The organism is Actinomyces sp. Marseille-QA0893 (genome assembly GCF_976954355.1).
The window spans coordinates 458,958-478,608 of sequence record NZ_CDRJSY010000001.1; the positions used below are offsets into that span (position 1 = coordinate 458,958).

18 protein-coding genes and 1 pseudogene are annotated in these 19,651 nt (G+C 57.1%); 10 read left to right on the forward strand and 9 right to left on the reverse strand.

Translation table 11 applies throughout. From position 1 onward, the window contains the following. Positions 1-33 precede the first annotated feature (33 nt). From pta to ACWNMW_RS02140, 4 genes are all read left to right on the forward strand, one after another. On the forward strand, positions 34-1,527 hold the full coding sequence (pta, locus tag ACWNMW_RS02125) for a phosphate acetyltransferase (protein WP_449489883.1): 1,494 nt from the start codon (positions 34-36) through the stop codon (positions 1,525-1,527). 158 nt (positions 1,528-1,685) lie between these two features. Then, on the forward strand, positions 1,686-2,879 hold the full coding sequence (locus ACWNMW_RS02130) for an acetate/propionate family kinase (RefSeq protein ID WP_034502094.1): 1,194 nt from the start codon (positions 1,686-1,688) through the stop codon (positions 2,877-2,879). A gap of 99 nt (positions 2,880-2,978) precedes the next feature. Further along, complete coding sequence (locus tag ACWNMW_RS02135) at positions 2,979-3,713, forward strand: NAD-dependent protein deacylase (RefSeq protein WP_449489884.1); 735 nt, start codon at positions 2,979-2,981, stop codon at positions 3,711-3,713. Between the two features lie 83 nt (positions 3,714-3,796). Next, entirely contained in the window at positions 3,797-5,878 is a 2,082-nt protein-coding gene (locus tag ACWNMW_RS02140) for an NAD(+) synthase (protein WP_449489885.1), read from the forward strand. A gap of 62 nt (positions 5,879-5,940) precedes the next feature. On the opposite strand, the gene ACWNMW_RS02145 is transcribed toward ACWNMW_RS02140, so the two are convergent. The 5 genes from ACWNMW_RS02145 to efeU all read right to left on the reverse strand — a co-directional run bounded on the left by ACWNMW_RS02145 (position 5,941) and on the right by efeU (position 10,673). Further along, entirely contained in the window at positions 5,941-6,315 is a 375-nt protein-coding gene (locus ACWNMW_RS02145; RefSeq protein WP_448750790.1) for a cupin domain-containing protein, read from the reverse strand. Then, the gene (locus tag ACWNMW_RS02150; RefSeq protein WP_449489886.1) at positions 6,302-7,153 is read right to left on the reverse strand and encodes a class I SAM-dependent methyltransferase; all 852 of its coding nucleotides are present in this window, start codon (positions 7,151-7,153) and stop codon (positions 6,302-6,304) included. Before ACWNMW_RS02150 ends, ACWNMW_RS02145 begins: the two co-directional genes overlap by 14 nt. 11 nt (positions 7,154-7,164) lie before the next feature. Beyond that, positions 7,165-8,508, reverse strand: coding sequence for an iron uptake transporter deferrochelatase/peroxidase subunit (gene efeB / locus ACWNMW_RS02155; protein WP_449489887.1), 1,344 nt, complete (start codon positions 8,506-8,508; stop codon positions 7,165-7,167). A 96-nt stretch (positions 8,509-8,604) separates the two neighbouring features. Beyond that, positions 8,605-9,804, reverse strand: coding sequence for an iron uptake system protein EfeO (gene efeO / locus ACWNMW_RS02160; RefSeq protein ID WP_449489888.1), 1,200 nt, complete (start codon positions 9,802-9,804; stop codon positions 8,605-8,607). Then, complete coding sequence (efeU, locus tag ACWNMW_RS02165; protein ID WP_449489889.1) at positions 9,801-10,673, reverse strand: iron uptake transporter permease EfeU; 873 nt, start codon at positions 10,671-10,673, stop codon at positions 9,801-9,803. Before efeU ends, efeO begins: the two co-directional genes overlap by 4 nt. A 166-nt stretch (positions 10,674-10,839) precedes the next feature. On the opposite strand from efeU, the gene tatA reads away from it, so the two are divergent. Then, positions 10,840-11,013, forward strand: a complete 174-nt coding sequence (tatA, locus tag ACWNMW_RS02170) for a twin-arginine translocase TatA/TatE family subunit (protein WP_448750875.1) — start codon at positions 10,840-10,842, stop codon at positions 11,011-11,013. A 14-nt stretch (positions 11,014-11,027) separates the two neighbouring features. Next, positions 11,028-11,807, forward strand: a complete 780-nt coding sequence (tatC, locus tag ACWNMW_RS02175) for a twin-arginine translocase subunit TatC (RefSeq protein ID WP_449489890.1) — start codon at positions 11,028-11,030, stop codon at positions 11,805-11,807. Positions 11,808-11,865: 58 nt separating this feature from the next. Here tatC and ACWNMW_RS02180 read toward each other — a convergent pair. The 3 genes and pseudogenes from ACWNMW_RS02180 to ACWNMW_RS02190 all read right to left on the reverse strand — a co-directional run. Further along, positions 11,866-11,949 (reverse strand): annotated as a pseudogene (locus ACWNMW_RS02180) (twin-arginine translocase TatA/TatE family subunit); the annotation flags it as partial. Positions 11,950-11,953: 4 nt separating this feature from the next. Continuing rightward, the gene (locus ACWNMW_RS02185) at positions 11,954-13,201 is read right to left on the reverse strand and encodes an MFS transporter (RefSeq protein WP_449489891.1); all 1,248 of its coding nucleotides are present in this window, start codon (positions 13,199-13,201) and stop codon (positions 11,954-11,956) included. Between the two features lie 37 nt (positions 13,202-13,238). Continuing rightward, the gene (locus tag ACWNMW_RS02190) at positions 13,239-13,970 is read right to left on the reverse strand and encodes an SGNH/GDSL hydrolase family protein (protein ID WP_449489892.1); all 732 of its coding nucleotides are present in this window, start codon (positions 13,968-13,970) and stop codon (positions 13,239-13,241) included. A 146-nt stretch (positions 13,971-14,116) separates the two neighbouring features. Between ACWNMW_RS02190 and fumC the strand changes: the two genes are divergently transcribed. The 3 genes from fumC (at position 14,117) to ACWNMW_RS02205 (ending at position 16,777) form a co-directional block, all read left to right on the forward strand. After that, complete coding sequence (gene fumC / locus ACWNMW_RS02195) at positions 14,117-15,526, forward strand: class II fumarate hydratase (protein WP_295893568.1); 1,410 nt, start codon at positions 14,117-14,119, stop codon at positions 15,524-15,526. A 211-nt stretch (positions 15,527-15,737) separates the two neighbouring features. Further along, positions 15,738-15,989: a hypothetical protein gene (locus tag ACWNMW_RS02200; protein WP_158705811.1), complete on the forward strand. Its 252-nt coding sequence runs from the start codon at positions 15,738-15,740 to the stop codon at positions 15,987-15,989. A 317-nt stretch (positions 15,990-16,306) separates the two neighbouring features. Then, positions 16,307-16,777 carry a hypothetical protein gene (locus ACWNMW_RS02205; RefSeq protein WP_034501404.1) on the forward strand — a complete coding sequence of 157 codons (471 nt, stop codon included), beginning with the start codon at positions 16,307-16,309 and terminating at the stop codon, positions 16,775-16,777. Between the two features lie 46 nt (positions 16,778-16,823). Here the strand turns inward: ACWNMW_RS02205 and ACWNMW_RS02210 are convergent, their stop codons facing one another. Further along, positions 16,824-17,945 carry a GuaB3 family IMP dehydrogenase-related protein gene (locus ACWNMW_RS02210; RefSeq protein ID WP_034501402.1) on the reverse strand — a complete coding sequence of 374 codons (1,122 nt, stop codon included), beginning with the start codon at positions 17,943-17,945 and terminating at the stop codon, positions 16,824-16,826. Between the two features lie 671 nt (positions 17,946-18,616). Between ACWNMW_RS02210 and ACWNMW_RS02215 the strand changes: the two genes are divergently transcribed. After that, a complete protein-coding gene (locus ACWNMW_RS02215; RefSeq protein WP_449489893.1) occupies positions 18,617-19,381 on the forward strand; it encodes an exonuclease domain-containing protein in 765 nt (254 codons plus the stop codon). Positions 19,382-19,651 lie beyond the last annotated feature (270 nt).

Below are 19,651 nucleotides of genomic sequence, written 5' to 3' on the forward strand. Positions count from 1 at the left end.
CGCACGACTAGACCCAACACGCAAGGAGCAGACGTGACCGCCCGTTTTATCGTCATTACCGCACAGGCAGAAGCCGCCTCACAGGTCAGTGACGACTTCGCCAAGCTTGTCCCCTCATCAACGCTGGCACGGGTGAGCGCCGGTGGCACCTCAACAATCGAGGCCATCACCTCCAACCCCGAGCAAGCCCTTCCCCGCGTCGTGGAAGATATCCGCTCTCACACAGAAGACACCGTCCTCATTGACGCACTCCCCGAGGGTTCCGTGTCGACTTTCGACACCTTGGGCTGGAACCTCGACGTCGCAGCTTCAACGAATGCGCGCGTGATCGCCGCTTTTGACACCGAAGGCGCATCGCCCGAGCTCGTTCAGCGCGAGATTGAAGTTCTTGAGCGCCGCGCACGCCAGCACGCAACCCGCCTGGCCGCAGTTGCTCTCCCCGCAGCCATGGCCTCGCACGTTCAGACGGAACTGCCCGTTCTGGAACTGCCTTTCAGCGCACAAACTCTGGAAGCGGCCTCGGCGCTTGAGGCACCGCAGGTTGTCACTCCCCTTTCTTTCCAGGCAGACCTCATCGAACGCGCCCGCTCCAACCGCAAGCGCATCGTCTTGCCCGAACCCGAAGATGATCGCGTCCTGCATGCAGCCGCAATCGTTCTTGAGCGCGGAATTGCCGACCTGGTATTGCTCGGCGATGCTCAGGCAATCAACGCACGAGCAGCGGAACTTGGCTTGGATGTTTCGGCAGCCAGCGTCGTTTCCGTCGACGACCCCGCATACGCAGAGCGCTACGCCGAAGAGTTTGCACGTCTGCGCGCAAAGAAGGGCGTGACCATTGAGCAGGCTCGCGATAAGGTTCGCGACGTTTCCTACTTCGGCACGATGATGGTCCACATGGGCGACGCCGACGGCATGGTATCGGGCGCCATCCACACCACCGCGCACACCATCGTTCCTTCCTTCCAGATCATTAAGACCGCTCCCGGTGTCTCGATCGTTTCTTCGGTCTTCCTCATGCTGCTGAAGGATCGCGTGTGGGCATTCGGCGACTGCGCCGTCAACCCCAACCCGACCCCCGAGCAGCTGGCAGATATCGCGATTTCCTCGGCAGCGACCGCACGTCAGTTCGGCCTCGATCCGAAGGTTGCCATGCTCTCCTACTCGACCGGCACCTCTGGTTCGGGCGTCGACGTGGATGCGGTTGTCGAGGCCACCCGCCTTGCCCGCGAGAAGGCTCCCGAGCTGGCCCTTGAGGGACCGATCCAGTTCGACGCTTCCGTTGACGAGGCCGTCGCCTCGGTCAAGCTGCCCGACTCCCCCGTCGCGGGCCACGCGAACGTCTTCATCTTCCCCTCGCTCAACGCTGGAAATATTGGCTACAAGGCCGTTCAACGTTCTTCCGGCGCCGTTGCGATTGGCCCGGTTTTGCAGGGACTCAACAAGCCCGTGAACGACCTCTCACGCGGTGCGTTGGTTGAAGACATTGTCAATACCGTCGCCTTGACAGCCGTTCAGGCACAGGGCTAACGACTCTCGAGGGTGTGGGGACAATCCCACACCCTCGAATCACGTCCGCGTAATAGACGCGAGTAAAATTCAGTTAACTGCCCACAACAATCCGGGCGGACGACCTCCGGCTTCGTCGAGTTGCCCCGGGTCGTCAGCACTCCCAAGGAAGGTATGTCGTGACCGACACCGTTCTCGTTATTAACTCTGGTTCTTCCTCCATCAAATACCAGCTTGTCAACCCCGATAATGGTGACGCAATCGCCAAGGGCCTCGTTGAGCGCATCGGCGAATCTGAGGGCCACATCCAGCACAAGTACGGCGAGAAGGTCGTCGATGTGAACGAACCCATTGCCGACCATGAAGTTGGCATGCGTGAAGTTCTGCGCCTCTTTGACGAAGTTGGCCCTTCTCTTGCCGAGGCCAACATTGTTGCCGTTGGTCACCGCATCGTTCAGGGTGGTAAGTACTTCGACGGACCGGCACTGATCACCGACGAGGTCCGTGACCTGATCGATGAGCTGTGCGCCTTGGCTCCCCTGCACAACCCCGCGCACCTCAAGGGCATCGACGTTGCCCGCGAGCTCATGCCCGACACCCCTCACGTGGCAGTTTTCGATACCGCTTTCTTCCAGCGTCTTCCCGAGGAGACTGCGACTTATGCTCTCAAGCAGGAAGTCGCCGAAAAGTACGCGGTGCGCCGCTACGGCGCTCACGGCACTTCTCACCAGTACGTCTCGGGTCAGGTTGCTCGCCTCATGGGTAACGATGCTCTGCGCCAGATCGTCCTCCACCTGGGCAATGGCGCATCAGTGTCCGCGGTCAAGGCTGGCCGTCCGATCGACACCTCGATGGGCCTGACCCCTCTCGAGGGCTTGGTCATGGGAACCCGCACCGGCGATATCGACCCCGCCGTCGTTTTCCACCTGCAGCGTCAGACCGGCTGGAGCGCCGACGAAGTCGATGACCTCTTCAACAAGCAGTCGGGCCTCAAGGGCTTGACCGGAGAGAACGATATGCGCGCCGTTCGCCACATGGTCGATTCTGAGGACCCCGAGGTCGCACGCCGTGCACGCCTCGCTCTGGATATCTACGTCACCCGCATCATCAAGTACATCGGCTCCTACACTGCCGAACTTGGCGGCCTGGATGTCATTACCTTCACCGCCGGCATTGGCGAGAACGATGCGGATCTGCGTCGCGAGGTCTGCGAGCGCCTCCTCCCCTTCGGTGTGCGCATCAATGACGAGGTGAACAACCAGCGTTTCTCTGCCGCAACGACCATTTCGACCGATGATTCCTCTGTTACCGTCATGGTTGTTCCTACCAACGAGGAGCTGGCAATCGCACGTCAGGCTCTCACGCTGATCTGAGTGTAGACGCGACTTTTCATCGCAATACGAGGCCGGGGCTGCCATGTGCACCCCGGCCTCGGCGTATTCTTAAACGGTTCCATCGTCAAAGGACTAACGATGACCACTGATGTTTCAACTCTTGCGAATTGGCTTCGCACCTCTGCTTCAACAGTATTTTTCGGCGGTGCGGGAGTCTCCACGGAATCAGGCATTCCAGATTTCCGAGGTGCGAACGGCTTCTACTTCCAAGAGCGCACAATCCCCTTGGAGCAGGTCCTCAGTATCGATTTCTTTTCGGTTCATCCCGAGGCCTATTGGGAGTGGTTCCGCGAGGTGCACAAGCCGGTCGAACCCAACGGTGCTCACCGCGCACTTGCCTCGCTCGAGTCAGATGGGCTTCTCGAATGCGTCATCACTCAAAATATCGATGGTCTTCACCAGCGGGCCAGCTCACGCACAGTCTGGGAGCTTCACGGAAATTGGGAGCACCTTCTGTGCACCGCTTGTGGGGCCGGCTATCCCCTTTCCTCGATTCCCGAGGCCTTTGCTGAGTTGGTCCCGACCTGTCCTCGCTGCCACGGACAGCTCCGCCCCGATATCGTCATGTATGGCGAATCGCTGAACGAGGAAGTCATTAGCGGCGCTGTTCAGGCAATTGCGCACGCCGATCTATTGATCGTTGCTGGGACGTCTCTGGTCGTTTATCCCGCTGCGGGATTACTCAACTATTTCTCGGGTTCACACTTGGTCTTGATGAACGCGACGCCAACGAACGCCGACGCTGACGCAGACCTCATCATCCGCGACCCCGTTGCTCACTCTTTTGAAGAGATCATGAACGAACTGAAGTAGACACACCAAGCCAGCTAGGGCCTCGAGAAGGCGCAAGGCGCCCAAGTAGGCGACAATAGCCCTAGCGACTCAGGAGGAAAGCCATGAACTTCCATTCCCTTTATGACCAGGGCTTCGCACGCGTGGCGGCAGTGACGCTCCCCGTTCATCCCGCACGGCCACTGGCCAATGCCGAAGAAATCATTGCAGCCGCGCGAAGCTGCGATGAACGCGGTGTCTCGATCGCGCTCTTCCCTGAGCTGTGCGTTTCGGGGTATGCGATCGACGATCTCCTCCTTCAAGACGTTCTTCTTGATGAGGTCGAGCACGCGCTCACTGCAATCATCAATGCCAGTACGGATCTTCTCCCCCTAATCGTCGTCGGCGCGCCCCTGCGCAAGGGTGCAGCCCTCTACAATTGCGCGGTTGCAATTCACCGAGGCCGCGCACTTGCCGTCATCCCGAAGTCCTATCTTCCGAACTACCGCGAGTTCTACGAAAAGCGTCACTTTGTCACTCCACCGAGCTTTGACAACGATCTTCTTCAGGCTCCGTGGGCGCCAACAGAGCCCTACACGGGGGATGCTCCCCTGTTGCCTTTTGGCTCTGTCACTATTGATGTCACCGACATTCCGGGACTGTGTGTGGGAATTGAGGTCTGCGAAGACATGTGGGTTCCCGTCACTCCCGCTTCACTCCTTGCGCTCTCAGGCGCAACAGTGCTGCTCAACCTGAGCGCCTCCCCCATCACCGTCGGACGAGGCGATGAACGCAAGCTCCTGGCACAGTCAACTTCCGCACGCTGTGCTTGCGCCTACGTCTACACCGCCGCCGGCCCGGGTGAGTCAACGACCGACCTTGCCTGGGATGGGCAGACCCTGATCTACGAGGCCGGGCAGCTTCTTGCCGCCGGGCAGCGTTTTGCCTCAGGAACCCAGATCACCGTCGCCGACGTGGATGTCGAGCATCTGCGCACCGAGCGTACGCGCCAGAATTCTTTCACCGACAACGCTCAAAAGATGCTTGAGGGCCTCTCCATCCCGCGCCCTTACAGCATTGCCATTGAGCTGAACCCACCACGAAAGGATCTGGGTTTGGAACGCGAGGTCGATCGCTTCCCCTTCGTCCCTGACGACCCGAGCCAGCTGGAACAGGACTGCTACGAGGCCTACAACATTCAGGTTGCGGGACTTGCGAAGCGCCTGAGCGCAATCGGACAGCCCAAGGTTGTCATTGGGGTTTCTGGTGGTTTGGATTCAACGCACGCGTTGATCGTTGCGGCTCGTGCGATGGACCTCTTGGGGCGCCCGCGCACAGATATTCTGGGCTACACACTTCCAGGCTTTGCGACCTCCGCGCGCACGAAAACCAATGCGATTGCACTGTGCGAGAGGCTCGGAGTGTCCTTCAAGGAAATCGATATCACCCCCGCTGCTCGGCAGATGTTGGCCGATATCGATCACCCCTACGCCGATGGGCACGACGACTACGACGTCACTTTTGAGAATGTCCAGGCAGGACTACGCACGGACTATCTTTTCCGCCTCGCAAATCACCTGGGCGGCATTGTCTTGGGTACTGGCGATTTATCGGAACTTGCACTGGGCTGGTGCACCTACGGTGTGGGCGACCAGATGAGCCACTACGCCGTCAATACTGGCGTCCCTAAGACGATGATCCAGCACTTGATTCGTTGGGTGGTTTCTTCTGGCCAGTTCTCCCCCGAAGTTGGTGAGATTTTGCTGTCAATTCTGGGAACCGAAATTTCTCCGGAGTTGGTTCCCGCAAAGCCCGGACAAAAGATGCAATCCACTCAGGACAAGATCGGCCCCTACAACCTTCAAGACTTCAACCTCTACTACGTGCTGCGACGCGGGGCGCGACCTTCAAAGATTGCATTTTTGGCAGAGCACGCGTGGTCCGATGCTTCTCACGGGGACTGGCCCGCTGGCTTCCCCGAGGAAGACAAGGTTTCGTATTCCTTGGATGAGATCGTGAAGTGGGAGCGTCTGTTCATCCGTCGTTATTTCACCCAGCAGTTCAAGCGCAGTGCACTCCCCAATGGCCCCAAGGTCATGGCCGGCGGCTCGCTCTCCCCGCGCGGAGATTGGCGTATGCCTTCGGATGTATCTGCCGAGGCGTGGCTGCGTGAGTTGGACAGCGCCGTCAACGGCCTCGTCGACTGAATCTCTCATACGAAAGGGGCTGGGTTACTCACAAACCCAGCCCCGATCAACATTGTCTCGCCTTACTTCTTTGGTGATCGCTCCCGTGAATCCAACATGAACAGCGCCATCTTGGAAGGCTCGAGCGCGCGCACGGCGTGAGGCAGTCGCGTTCCGAAGTGGATCACATCTCCCGGACGCAGAATCACTGTACGGCCATCAGCGACGATTTCCAGAGCACCTTCAAGGGTCTGGAGGATCACGGGCATTGCCGCGGTGTGCTCACTGAGAATCTCATCCTTATCGAAGGAGAAGAGCACCAGACGCATTCCTTCACAGTGCATGACGGTGCGCGAAACCGTGGCTTGTTCGTTGATCTGGATCATAGAGGCGATGTCTTGAACATCGGTCATGATCGGCACGGGGACCTCAAGATTGGTGTCGTCACTGAGCGTCATCGGTGTCTCCTTCCAGTGGCTTATGAGCCACAATTGCCACTCCGCACATCCACTGTTGATATGTGCGGAAAGTCTTCCTCATTCCTAGCACACGGGCACGTAGCTCTCGATCTGAAAGAACATTTCGTATGATTCGCAGAGTTTGAAGAAAACCCTCATCGCGAATATTCCGCGAGAAATCTAGGAGGGCCATAGGCGCGGTGTGGACGCTATCAACCACTAATCCGCATTCTTCCAAAAGCCGCGACCACTGCGCGCAGGTGAGGGGACGAGCATTCACGTGAATTGCACGTGCCAAATCTTGACGAATCTGCGTATGCAATTCCTCATCGATGGTATCGGGTTGAACGGCAAGCTCATGGATCGCATAGCGTCCTCCCGGTGCCAGCAGCCGCACGGCCTCGGAAATGATGGCTTTCTTAGACTTCTCTCCCTGCATGGTGAGCATGGCTTCACCAACGACAACATCAGCAGACCCCGACTCCAGTCCGGTGTCGGCGGCATCAGCATTGATCACTGTCCCCCGCGTGCCGACCAACTCTCTTACGTGTTTGGCGGCAACCGGATCTTTATCGACCCCCGTGTACGAGGCCGGGCGTGCAGCAAGAATTTCCGATGCGGTTCGCCCCAACCCGGGAGCGTATTCAACCACCCGGGAGCCCGTTAGCTTCGCCTCGGAGAGCATCTGAAGAGTCAGTTCCAAGCCGCCGGGGCGTAGAACTTTCTTTCCGACTCTTGCGAGCACCCAGTGTCCGGGAGCGTTCGAGGCCGGGCGTTGTGAAATGGGAAGGGCCTCGCTTACGTCTGCGTGTTCACCCGTCTGATTCGAGTCACTCACCACATATCCCCTTACTCAAAGAGCTTCTGGCCGACATAGGTGTCCTTCTCACGCACTCCGGGGAACATGAGGTACACACCCGATGCCAAGTGCTGGAGGTACTCGGTGAGCTGGTCGCTCTTCATCTTCGCCAAAACGGGGATAAAGCCCTCTGCAGGATTTCGCACGTAGGCGACGAAGAACAGACCCGCATCCAAGCGCCCCAAGTAGTCCACGCCTTCAAGGTAGTTGTATCCACGACGAAGCATGCGTCGTCCCGAGTTGTTATTCGGGTTCATCATGGCGACGTGAGAGTCCGGAGCGATAGCCAAGCCAGAGGAGCCAACAGTGGGGTTGCCCTGCTGTCCTTCCTTCGCGAAGTCCGGATTCGTGAATTCTTCTCCGCCCGACAAAGGTGCGCCGTGGATCTTGTCGCGTCCGATGATCTGTTCTTGTTCAGCCAGGACCAGTTCGTCCCAGACCTCCATCATCATCTTGATTTTGCGAACGCACATGTAGGAGCCGCCGGCTGCCCATGAACCCTGGTCATCACCGGATTGGATCCACAGGTGCTTATCCAATTCGGCTTGAGAGTCTTCGGCCTTGATGTTGGATGTTCCGTCCTTGAAGCCGAAAAGATTACGAGGCGTTTCTTGGGACTTTGAGGTCGATGAGGTTCGCCCGTATCCCAGTTGTGTCCAGCGCATGGTCGCGCGACCAAATGCGATGCGCGTGAGGTTGTGAAGGGCGTGGAGATTCACCATGGGGTCTTCGGAACAAGCCTGGATGATGAGGTCTCCGCCGCCGCGCTTGGGGTCGAGTTTTTCTGCTGCCATGGGCGGAATGCCGTCACGTAGGGCAACAGGAAGCTTATCGCCAAGACCGAAGCGATCTCGTCCTTCGTCGTCGATGAAGAGCGTTTTTCCTACACCGAAAGTGATGGTCAGGCCGGCGGGGCCAAGCCCCATTGATTCGCCGGTATCGTCTGGCGCCTTCGTCAGCGAAGTCGTGTAGTCCTTGACCAGTTCGCCATGAGTCATGCGTTCCGCGGCCAAGGTCCAGTCTTGGAGGAGTTCAATGAGCGTGTCACGGTTCGTGGTCGTCAGATCGAATGCGGCAGTGTGCATCTGCTGCTGAGCTGGGGTAATGATTCCCTGCTGGTGTTCACCGCGGAACTCGTAGGTCTTCTTCATGACATCGGAATCGATGCCATCACCCGCGTGGCGACCGAGGGCGAATCCGCCGCCACCGCCCAGCCCAAGGGTAAGTGCGCCGAGGCCGGCTAATCCTAAAAATTGGCGACGCGAGAGTCCTTCTTTGGTGCCCTCGTGATCGGCATTGCCATTGTTTTCAGCTGCTTCGTGATGCTGAGTCATGACTGGGTCCTTTAATGACAGACGGATGGTGAAAGTGATGCCGTTGGGCGTGGCGCGCCTTCAGGTGCGCCACGCCCAACGAGTTGTAACTAGTACTTACTGGACAATTGCTGCCGTCAGCTGTGCCAGGGGCAAGCGAAGCGCATTGACCTTGTCGGAAAGGGCCTTGCGGCCCGCTTCGTCAATGCTGTCGTAGGAGACATAACCGTCGCCGTCCTTGTGCTTATCGAGCTCGTGCTGAAGCTCGGTGAAGGCATCACTGATCTTTCCGGCCAGCTTGGGGTCCTTCGCCTTCGCGAGATCTTCAACATCCCCATATGCGACCTTCGCGCCCTCGACGTTTGCGACGAAGTCATACAGATCAGTGTGAGAGAAGGCTTCTTCTTCACCGGTGATCTTCGTGGTTGCAACCTCTTCGAGCAGCGAGATTGCGCCGTTGGAGATATCCGACAGAGAGATCTTGAAGTCGTTGGAGTAGACCAGATCGTAGAGCTTCTGAGTGTCTTCTACCAGCTTATCGGCCATTGCTGTGCGCTGTTCCTCGCTCAACCCCTGGTAGCCATCGGGACGCCACAGGTCCTTTTCAATGGCGTGCCAGCCGGTCCATTCTCCGTCAGCGCCTTCTTCTTGCCAGTCAGCTTCACGCTGATCCAGTGCGGGGTCAATGTCACCGAAGGCCTCGGCAGTGGGCTCGATGCGCTCGTAGTACATGCGCGTGGGGGCGTAGGCCTTGCGGGCCGAATCAAAATCGCCCTTCTTGTACAGCTCAGCGAAGGACTTGGTTTGCTCCAGGAGCTGACCGGACTGATCACGGACGTATGCGGTGTAGTTGGTGACGGCGGCGTCGATCTGTGCCTTTTCGTCCGAGCTAACCTCGACGGGCTTTCCAGAGTCGGTCACGGTGAATTCAGTTGCGCCGACAAGTGCGCCAACCATGTTCTTCTTGCAGGCGGTGAAGTACTTGCCGGGCTGCAGGGTGACGGTGTAGTCGACCGAGGTTCCGGGGCCCAGGTTTTCGCGCTCTCCAACAATGCGGAGCTTGTCTTCGGCAAGAATTTCAAATTCGTTGCGGACGGTTCCGTTGTTGGTCAGTTTGAAGGTGACGACGCCTGAGGGAACGCTCGCGGCGGAAACCTTACACGTGTCATCGGTGATGGTGACGGTCAGGGGTGCGTCGCTTGCGCCTGCACTTCCCGAGGCCGAAGTGCTCGAGGGGTTATTGGCGACGCATGCGCTCAAACCCAGTGCAGAAACAGCCGCAACTCCAATGACGAGGCGCGTGCGGGAGGCGTTCATTTTTCTCCTTGTGGGGTGTGGTGTTGTGAGCCGATCATCCCGGAACGCACCAGGAAAAGCGGCAGAATAATGACGATGTAGAGCACCCAGCCGATGAGCTGGAGATGTGTCGGGGAAGCATTGACGTTGAACATTGCTTCCAGGAGGGTCCACCACCACGAAGAGGTGGTCAGCCACGAGTAGACCGAGCCGTCGAGGTAGGCGGTGATGTCATAGATGGGGACGCCCCATCCGGGGAGTACGGACGATTCTTGAAGGTCGCCAATGCCGTAGGAAACGATTCCTGCCGCAACAAAGATCAGGAGCAGACCGGTGATATTGAAGAAAACAGAGAGATTGATGCGAGCGGCTCCGGTGTAAATGAGCCAGCCAATGACAACTGCGACGAGCAAACCGGTGACCACTCCGAGTGCGGGAGCTGCGATCGCGCTTTCTGCCGAGGATTTGATTGTTGCCCACACGAAAAGTGCGGTTTCAATTCCTTCTCGCGCCACGGCAATGAAGGCAATCCAGACGACTCCCCAATCAGAGCCCGAAGCCAACTGCGCGGCGGTGTCTTCGCGAAGTTTGCGCGCAAATTGGCGGGAGTTTGAACTCATCCACAGGATCATCCAGGTCACCATGGCGACTGCGACCAATGAGAGGGTTCCGCCGAGGATTTCTTGCGCCTGGAATGACAGCGTGTAGGGACCCCAGGTCATGATTGCACCGAGGCTCAGGGGAATGGCTGCCGCAATGACAACTCCCAGCCACACCTTGGGAAGGAGGTTTTTTCTTCCGACCTTGACCAAGTATGCTGCGACCACTCCGACGATGAGGGCAGCTTCGACTCCCTCTCTCAGGGCAATCAAGAAGTTCGCGAGGAACATTCATCTCCCAACCGAATGATTTACGATAACCACTCATAACCTAATTAACTGAACTTAGGATAACCTGTGTTACCTAAGCGCGTCCCCTTTCGTTGTCTTTCTCACGCTGAGATCACGAAAGGCGGTGTAGGCTCATCCCAGGAATCCCGCCCAAGAAGGAGAAAGCATGCGTCCCATCCACTGGATCATCGTTCTTGTCGTCGTTCTTGTACTCTTCGGCGCCCAAAAGCTCCCAGAACTTGCAAAGTCGATCGGCCAGAGCGCCAAAATCCTTAAGAAGGAAATGAACGACCTCTCCGAGGATGCGCCTTCCTCCGACGAAGACTCGACCACCAAGTAGTTCATTCCCTCCCCATGCCTCAGGTCGACGCCCAAGCACATATGTCGCTCACCCGACATCTCCTTGAGCTGCGCACACGCCTCCTCTTGAGCATCGCGGGAGTCCTCGTCGGCGGTGTCGGTGCATGGTTCCTCTACACTCCAACCCTCACCTGGCTCACGAAACCGCTCCACGCGGCCGGGGCCTCGGGGATCAATTTCCGAACCGTCATCGGTCCCTTTTCAACCCACATCACCTTCGCACTGTGGGCAGGATTCATCCTCACCACTCCTTGGTGGCTCGCTCAACTCTGGCTTTTTGTTGCGCCCGCGCTCACTCGCACCGAGAAGCGACGGGCCGCACTCATCGCGATCCCCAGCGCTTTCCTCTTCCTTGCGGGAGTTGCCTCGGCAATCTGGTTCCTCCCCCACGCGGTCGCACTCCTCCTGTCAGAACTTCCCCCGGGTTCCTCGGCGCTTTTGGACTTTGACTCCTACTTGAGTTTTGTCGTCATCATTACTCTGGTCGTCGGCGCATCTTTCCTATTCCCCATGATCATCATCGGGATTCACGCCCTTGGCTTGGCCTCGACTTCTCAGATTCTGCGCCGCTGGAGGTGGGCGGTCGTGGGTGCGACAGTTTTTGCGGCGATTACGAATCCGCTCCCCGACCTGTGGTCGATGATTCTTCAGATGTGCGCGCTTCTGGCTCTGTATTTTGGTGCGCTTGGGGTGTGCTGGCTTCGCGATCTTCTTGCGAGGCGTCGGAAGCGTAAGCGCGAAGCTGCGCTATCGCCTGATCCGATTGCTTCCTGAACGAGGCCGACACCTCCAACCAGCGCCTGCGCACTTCAAGGATGCGTCGCGCGGCCTCGCTCATTCCCTTGGGGCCCAGAACCACGAGAACCACCACGGCGATGATGATCGCCTCGGGTCCGCTGATTCCTAAAAACTCCATGCCGTCACTCTTGCACGTTGGCACCCCTGCGGGCAAGCACAGTTGAGGTCAGGACCAGTCCCGCGCCCGCGAGTGGGATGACGATCATCGCCGAGAGCAACGAGGTGTGCTGCACGACGAGGCCGACAAGCGGGGGTGCCGCAAGGAATGCGAGGCGCCCCAGCCAGGAGACGATCGTCAGCCCCGTGGCGGGGTTCATCCCTCGGATATCGTGGGCTGCGTTGTAGGCCAGGGGTACCGAGGCCGCGCATCCAAGTCCTGCGGCGGCGAAACCAACGAGAAGCGCGGGGAATGTGCCGATGGCGAGAGCGCTTCCCATTCCGATCAAAATAAGGGCTCCTCCCCCACAGACGACGGCACGGGGACCATAACGATGAACGAGCGAATCGGCAATAAAACGACCACACGCATGCGTCGTTAAGAGAACGACATACCCCGAACCAGCGAGTCCGGCACCGGCATGGGCATAGTCTCGCATGAAGAGCGTCGCCCACGAGGAGCCTGCGTCTTCAATCAGCATTCCTGAAATACACAAGATGACGAGCAGAGTAAGAACAAGGACCGGATGCCAGGAAACTGTCCGTACTCGGGAGGAATCGCCGGCTTCGTCTTCGTTGTTGTCTTGGGGGTCTGCGCCTCGGATAGTGAAGGGCATCACCGCGAACCCAAGTGCGATGCAGATGCATGAGGCGATGAGACTGTGGATCAAAAGAGAAATGTGGAAAGTAGTGGTCAAGACACCAAAGAGACCACCAACCGCGGCACCAACAGACCACATCCCGTGGAAAGCACTGATGATTGGCCGACCGTAGAGGCGCTGGAGACGAAATCCCTGCATATTCTGCGCAACATCAACGATTGAGTCACTGCATCCATTGAGGAGGAAACTCGAGGCAAGAATGATGTAGAGAATTGTGGCAACAGTTGGAGAGACCCCTGCATAGATGCGAAGCGTTGATGTCAGGCCAATTAAGAGAACCGCAAGACCGATCCCAATGGTCATGACCGAGGCAACCACGCGCGAGGTCAAGCGGCGAACAGCTCGCGCAGCGAAGGGACCGGCGAGAATTCCTCCCAGGGATGACAGCGCGATGGTTGCACCATAGACACTGGAGGAAAGACCGAAGGCATCCTTAATCTCAGGGAAGCGCAAAACAAGACTGCCCAAGAGCGCGCCATTAGTGAAGAAAAGCGCTGAAATCGCAGCGCGTGCCTTGCGACGCTCAGCGGCGGTCACGACTGCTTGTTCCACCTAACACTCCTTGACGATCGACATAGCGCGTCGCGTTCTAATGGATCGTAGCAGTCAAAGATGGGAGAAAACTCATCGCGTTAACAACCAATCCCGAAGCTTGTTCGTAGCCGGGAGCACCGGGATGGAAACCATCACTCGCCCAAAAATCTGGGACAAGTTCGGCGTGTGCCACATCGGCATAGTCAATTCCAAGCTCACGACAGATTTTTTGCGAATCCAAGGTTTGGGCATCAACACGTTTACCAAGTTCAGCCCTGAGCATTCTAGGAAGCTTTGGGGAATGATGCGGTTGCCCGGCAGAACAAACGATCACGTGATCTGCCAGGGCCTGAGCCTGGGTCATGACCGCTGTGAATTCTTCGATCCATTCACTTCTCGTACGCCTGGCCATGATGTCATTTGTTCCCGCACAGACAAAGAGAATATCGACATGCCCGTCTACTTCAGGAAGAAAACGGTAGCGAATTCTGCGCATTGTCGACCCAAGTTTCGAATACGTTTCCCAGCAAACTGAACGGCCAGTCTTTTCAGCGATTTTTTGCGCAATCCGCGGAGTAAGTGCATCACTTTGATTTTCAACACCACTGCCGGCAACTAAGGAATCACCCACGGCCACCAGACGTAGGGGCTCGGCGGTGGCCTCGGCAATGGGTGAAGAAGGAAGGACTACCCCACTGCGCCGACCGGGCGGCTCAGGGGCGAGGCGGACAGTGTGCTTTGCCCACAGGGCCTGCGTGAGCAAGATCGTCTTCCTGATTAGATTCACTCTTCCACCCTACGCGCGGCCGTACTCTCGCGCTCTTGCGTTTTCTATTTTCTGTCTAAAGCTAGGACGAGTGACCCCTGAAAATTAGCACTCTCCGAGTAGGCTTAAGACGTACATTCCTGGTCACAGATGTGAAGGAGGCACTCGTGGCAGAAAATACTCGTACCGAATCCGATTCCATGGGCACCGTTGAGGTTGCTGTCGATCGTTACTGGGGCGCACAAACAGAGCGTTCGCTCCACAACTTCGACATCGGTCGTAACACTTTCGTGTGGGGACGCCCCATGGTTCGCGCACTTGGCACTTTGAAGAAGGCTGCTGCGCTTGCAAACGCCGAACTCGGCGAGCTCCCGCAGGACATCGCAGACCTGATTGCTCGCGCCGCCGACGAGGTGATCGAGGGCAAGCTCGATGATCACTTCCCGCTGGTCGTCTTCCAGACCGGATCCGGCACGCAGTCGAACATGAACGCGAATGAGGTCATCTCCAACCGCGCAATCGAACTTGCTGGTGGCGTCATGGGTTCCAAGACTCCTGTTCACCCCAATGACCATGTGAACCGCGGTCAGTCCTCGAATGACACCTTCCCCACTGCAATGCACATTGCTGTGGTCCAGGAACTCCAGGCGATGTATCCGCGCGTTGAGCAGCTGCGCAATACTTTGGATGCAAAGTCCAAGGAATACGCGGATGTCGTCATGGTGGGCCGCACCCACCTCCAGGACGCAACCCCCATTACTCTTGGCCAGGTTATTTCCGGCTGGGTTGCACAGATTGATTTCGCGCTCGATGGCATTCGCTACGCGGATTCTCGCGCACGCGAACTGGCGATCGGCGGAACCGCAGTGGGAACCGGCCTTAACGCTCACCCCGCTTTCGGCAAGCTCGCCGCGAAGAAGATTTCTGAGGAAACCGGCATTGAGTTCAAGCAGGCCGATAACCTTTTCGCAGCCCTGGGCGCGCACGACGCACTCGTCCTGGTCTCTGGCTCTTTGCGCGTTCTGGCTGATGCGCTGATGAAGATTGCCAACGATGTGCGCTGGTACGCCTCCGGCCCGCGCGACGGCATTGGCGAGCTGATCATTCCCGAGAATGAGCCCGGTTCGTCCATCATGCCCGGTAAGGTCAACCCGACCCAGTGCGAGGCCATGACCATGGTCGCGACCCAGGTCTTCGGTAATGATGCAACCGTTGGTTTCGCTGGTTCTCAGGGCAACTTCCAGCTCAACGTTTTCAAGCCCGTTATGGCATGGAACGTTCTGGAATCCATCCGCCTGCTTGGCGATGCTTGCGTTTCCTTCGATATTCACTGCGCGTACGGCATTGAGCCGAACCGCGAAAAGATTCAGCACCACTTGGATATCAACTTGATGCTGGTGACTGCTTTGAACCGTCACATCGGTTACGACAAGGCTTCGAAGATCGCAAAGAACGCACATCACAAGGGCATTTCTCTGCGTGAGTCCGCTCTTGAGCTGGGCTTTGTCACCCCCGAAGAGTTCGACGCATGGGTTGTTCCCGCAGACATGACGCACCCCAGCGCAGCAGATCAGTGATCTAGGGCGCGTCTAGCAAGTTACTGAGAGTGGTCCCGGTCTGGTTTTCTAGGCCGGGACCACTTTTCACGTTCTAAACCGTCGCCAAAACATCACTATTTATGCATGATGCTGGAAACTATTCAACCGAAATATGCACACAGTCGCAGACTTAATCAAAATCACAAGCGCTTGTACTGAAGCTCCAACTGCTCAGATTTATGATTTTTCCGTGAGAAAATCCCTGATCACTCCCATCATCCTTGCAGTCGCCCTTTTCGCCTGCGTTTTTGCTCCAGCACTGCGCCCCATGGTTCTCGTTGTGGGACTAGTGGCCGCAGTCTTCTTACCTTTTGCAGCGATCTGGCATCAGACCGCTTCCGAAGGCCCCTCATACCAACGAAATCTCTACGGCGCACTAGCCTTAGCTCTGATTCTCATCAGCCCGGCAATCACTGCCCTGGTGATGAACACAGCCGCCTAAAGCCAAGCACCAACCCCCTTCAATAGTTGTGGGGTGATCACAACTGTGGTCGCCCCACATTTTCATGCCTTGACCTGCAGAAAAACTATTGACAAGGGATTAAACACCCGGGGATAATTATTCATGGGTGCACCAAAGAACCGCTGCACGCCACCTGTCTTTCCTTCGCGGCCTCCCCCACCGCCACCGCCAGCTTTGCGCGACCCTTTTCCTTCGGTTTCAAGGAAGAAATCTAGTTCACTCCAAACTGGCCATCGTTTGCATTTCGGCTCCTGCTGCAACCAATGGGATCCGAATTCGTTCCACTAGGAGGAATAATGTCAAATCTACGCAGCGCGACTGTCGACACTCAATGGAACGCATGGGAGACATCCACCTATCTTGCTTTCGTTGGTGGCCTCCCACTTCTCGTGCTTTGGCTTCCGCCTCTCTTCCATGACAATCCATTAATCTGGCTCACGAAACCAGTCGCTATCGCCATTGTTATTGGGCTCTTACTGGCACTCACTGGAAGCATTCTCAGGATAAGAAATATCGTCGGACCCTCACGGGTGATTCGGATTATTTCAGTAGTCGTCAATTTCAGTATTCCTCTAATCGTCATTGGAACACTGTTGGGAACACTCCATACGACCGCTGCCGATAGCTTCTACGCTTTCTCACTAGAGTACGAAAACATTCTCTGGCCGAGCTGTTTGTCTTTGGCCTTCGCTGGATTCACGGCATTAGATCTGTGGGTTCCACGAGCGGAAGTTGCTTCGCTTACTCTTCACAAACCCACCCTCTAACTGATCTGGGTGGCGAACTAAGACGTTCGCCACCCAGAATTTTGTCTCAGCGCGAATAGGGGCTGACGACGACTTCCGCCTTTTGCAGGTCCTTCACTTCCGAATACCCTGTCGAGGCCATAGTTCGCTTGAGCGCACCAATAAAGTTCAGCGTTCCATCCGCACGCGTCGAGGGTCCGTACAAGATTTCACTGAAGGTCCCCGAAGTTCCCACGCGCACACGGTGGCCTCGCGGGAGCTCCGGGTGCGTGGCCTCGGACCCCCAATGCCAACCACGTCCTGGAGCTTCCTCGGCGCGAGCAAGGGCCGCACCCATCATCACCGCGTCTGCACCACAGGCGATCGCGCGTGTCATGTCACCGGAACGCCCAATTCCACCATCCGCGATCACGTGGACGTAGCGACCGCCAGACTCATCCATGTAGTCGCGACGCGCCGCAGCAACATCGGCGATTGCCGTCGCCATGGGAGCGTGGACGCCCAGGGACTGACGAGTTGCGTGGGCTGCTCCCCCGCCAAAGCCAACCAGAATACCTGCAGCGCCCGTACGCATCAGATGCAAGGCGGCGGTGTCGGTGGAGACTCCGCCAACGATGACGGGAACATCAAGCTCATAGATAAAGCGTTTGAGGTTGAGAGGCTCTGCACGCGAAGAGACATGCTCGGCAGACACCGTTGTTCCGCGGATGACGAAGAGATCAACACCAGCCTCGACAACAGCGCGCCAGTAGCGCTGGGTGCGCTGGGGCGAAAGCCTTCCGGCCACCACAACGCCCGCATCTCGGATGTATTGGAGACGTTCGGTGATGAGATCGGCTTGGATAGGTGCCGAATAAATTTGTTGAAGTCGAGCGATTGAGCCTTCGGCGGGGAGCTGGGCAATCTCATCCAAGATCGGTTGAGGATTTTCGTAACGAGTCCACAGACCGTCAAGGTCCAAAACTCCAATACCGCCAAGCTTGCCGAAGAGAATTGCCGTATCGGGACTCATCACCGAATCCATGGGGGCAGCCATGATGGGGACATCGACGTGATAGGCATCGATCTGCCATCCAACGTTCACGTCGGCAGGGTCCCTGGTTCTGCGTGCCGAAACAAGTGCGATGTCATCTAGCGTGTAGGCGCGGCGGCCTCGTTTTCCTCGACCGATTTCGACCTCATTACCCATGGGGCCATTGTAGTCACTCCACATGGGCGCGATATTGACGCCGCATCGAAGACACGCCACATACACCGAGCATAAAGTGGCACATTTCACAGTCGGCTTGCATTCTGATACGACTTTACTTTTACCCCGAAAGCCCTGTGGAGACATGACGATCGCCCACAAATTTTTACCGAATTTTTAGATTATTGAGGACGAGGCCATGGGGAGACTTCACCAGTTCCCAACCTTTTGCTTTTCAATCCACGCCTGAAGGAACGACCCTGCACGCCGAGGGTGAAAAACACTTGAAGAGATCGTCGGCAATGCGCAGAATGTATACGTCATCACAAATACACCCGCAAGTGGTGTTCGCCATTTGATCCGCAGGAGGTCATCATGTTGACAGCAGCAGCTGCCACTCAAAGGGATTTCCGTCGCAGTTCACGCGCGGAAAGCCGCATTGCGCAGGATGTATCGCGCCGCACAAACGAGCGCACACCCCGTAAGTTGGGATCTCGCGATCGCGCCCAGATGCCTGGTGCATACACGCGTTTCTCGTTCCCCTTGCCTTTGCATCCCTGATTCATCACAGTTCATCTAGCGATGTCCCACTTCCACGACGAAGTGGGACATCTTTTTACGCGGATCTGAAATTGGACGCAAATGACGGAGCAACAGTGCACACTTAAGGCATGACACACACATCAGTTCCGTCGTGGGCACAACTCCCCTGGCTTGGCTTTGATACCGAAACAACAGGGGTTAACCCCCACAGTGACCGCTTGGTTACTGCAGCACTCGTTCTACGCGCAGACGGAGCTGCAGCCACTGCCGGCTCTGACGTCATTACGACATGGCTCGCAGACCCCGAAGTTGTCATCCCTGACTCTGCAGCTCAGATTCATGGGATCACAACGCAAACGGCACAAACCCACGGCCGTCCGATCCGTGAAGTTCTTGAAGAACTTGCCACTTCTCTTGCCTCGCATATGGGACGCGGATATCCCGTTGTCGCGTTCAACGGAAGTTTCGATTTCACCTTGCTTGAAGAAGAGCTACGCAGACATAAGCTCCCCACTCTCAGTGAAAGGCTCGGTCTAAGCGAGCCCGCGCCCATCATCGATCCTTTGGTCTTGGACCGTCATCTTGATCGCTACCGCAAGGGGAAAAAGCAGCTTTCTCTCATGGCCAGCGCGTACGGGGTTCCAGTTTCAGAAAATGCGCATACCGCCGAATACGACGTGGTCATGACCTTGGACGTGCTGGCCGCGATCGCCCGAAAGTTCCCGGATTGTGCGGCTCAGAGCTGCACTCAAATCCACGCATTCCAAAAGGAAGCTCACGCAGCGTGGGCAGAAAACTTTGAAAACTTCCTGCGTTCAAGAGGACGGGAGACCCACATCGACCGAGAGTGGCCCCAGATCACGCCGAGAGGTCGTAGGGACGACCAGGAGTAAGCATGCTTCGTGCGGGTACGCCGAGTACCGCCGTTTTCGCCATGTCTTGGGAATCGCCTGCGTCGGGGCACCCGTCGGGCAGGAAGATGTTGAATTAAGTGCCGAACGCCGAGGAGTTCCTTGTCCTCCCGGTGCAGAATCGTTAGGACGGTCGTCAATCCGTCGATGGGCGGCCATTCCAGGGGCTTTGCCGTGGAATAGACATCCGCATGATCGATGAGGATGAACATTGGAACGATTCTTTTTGCACTCTTGCGAGTTTTCGTAGCT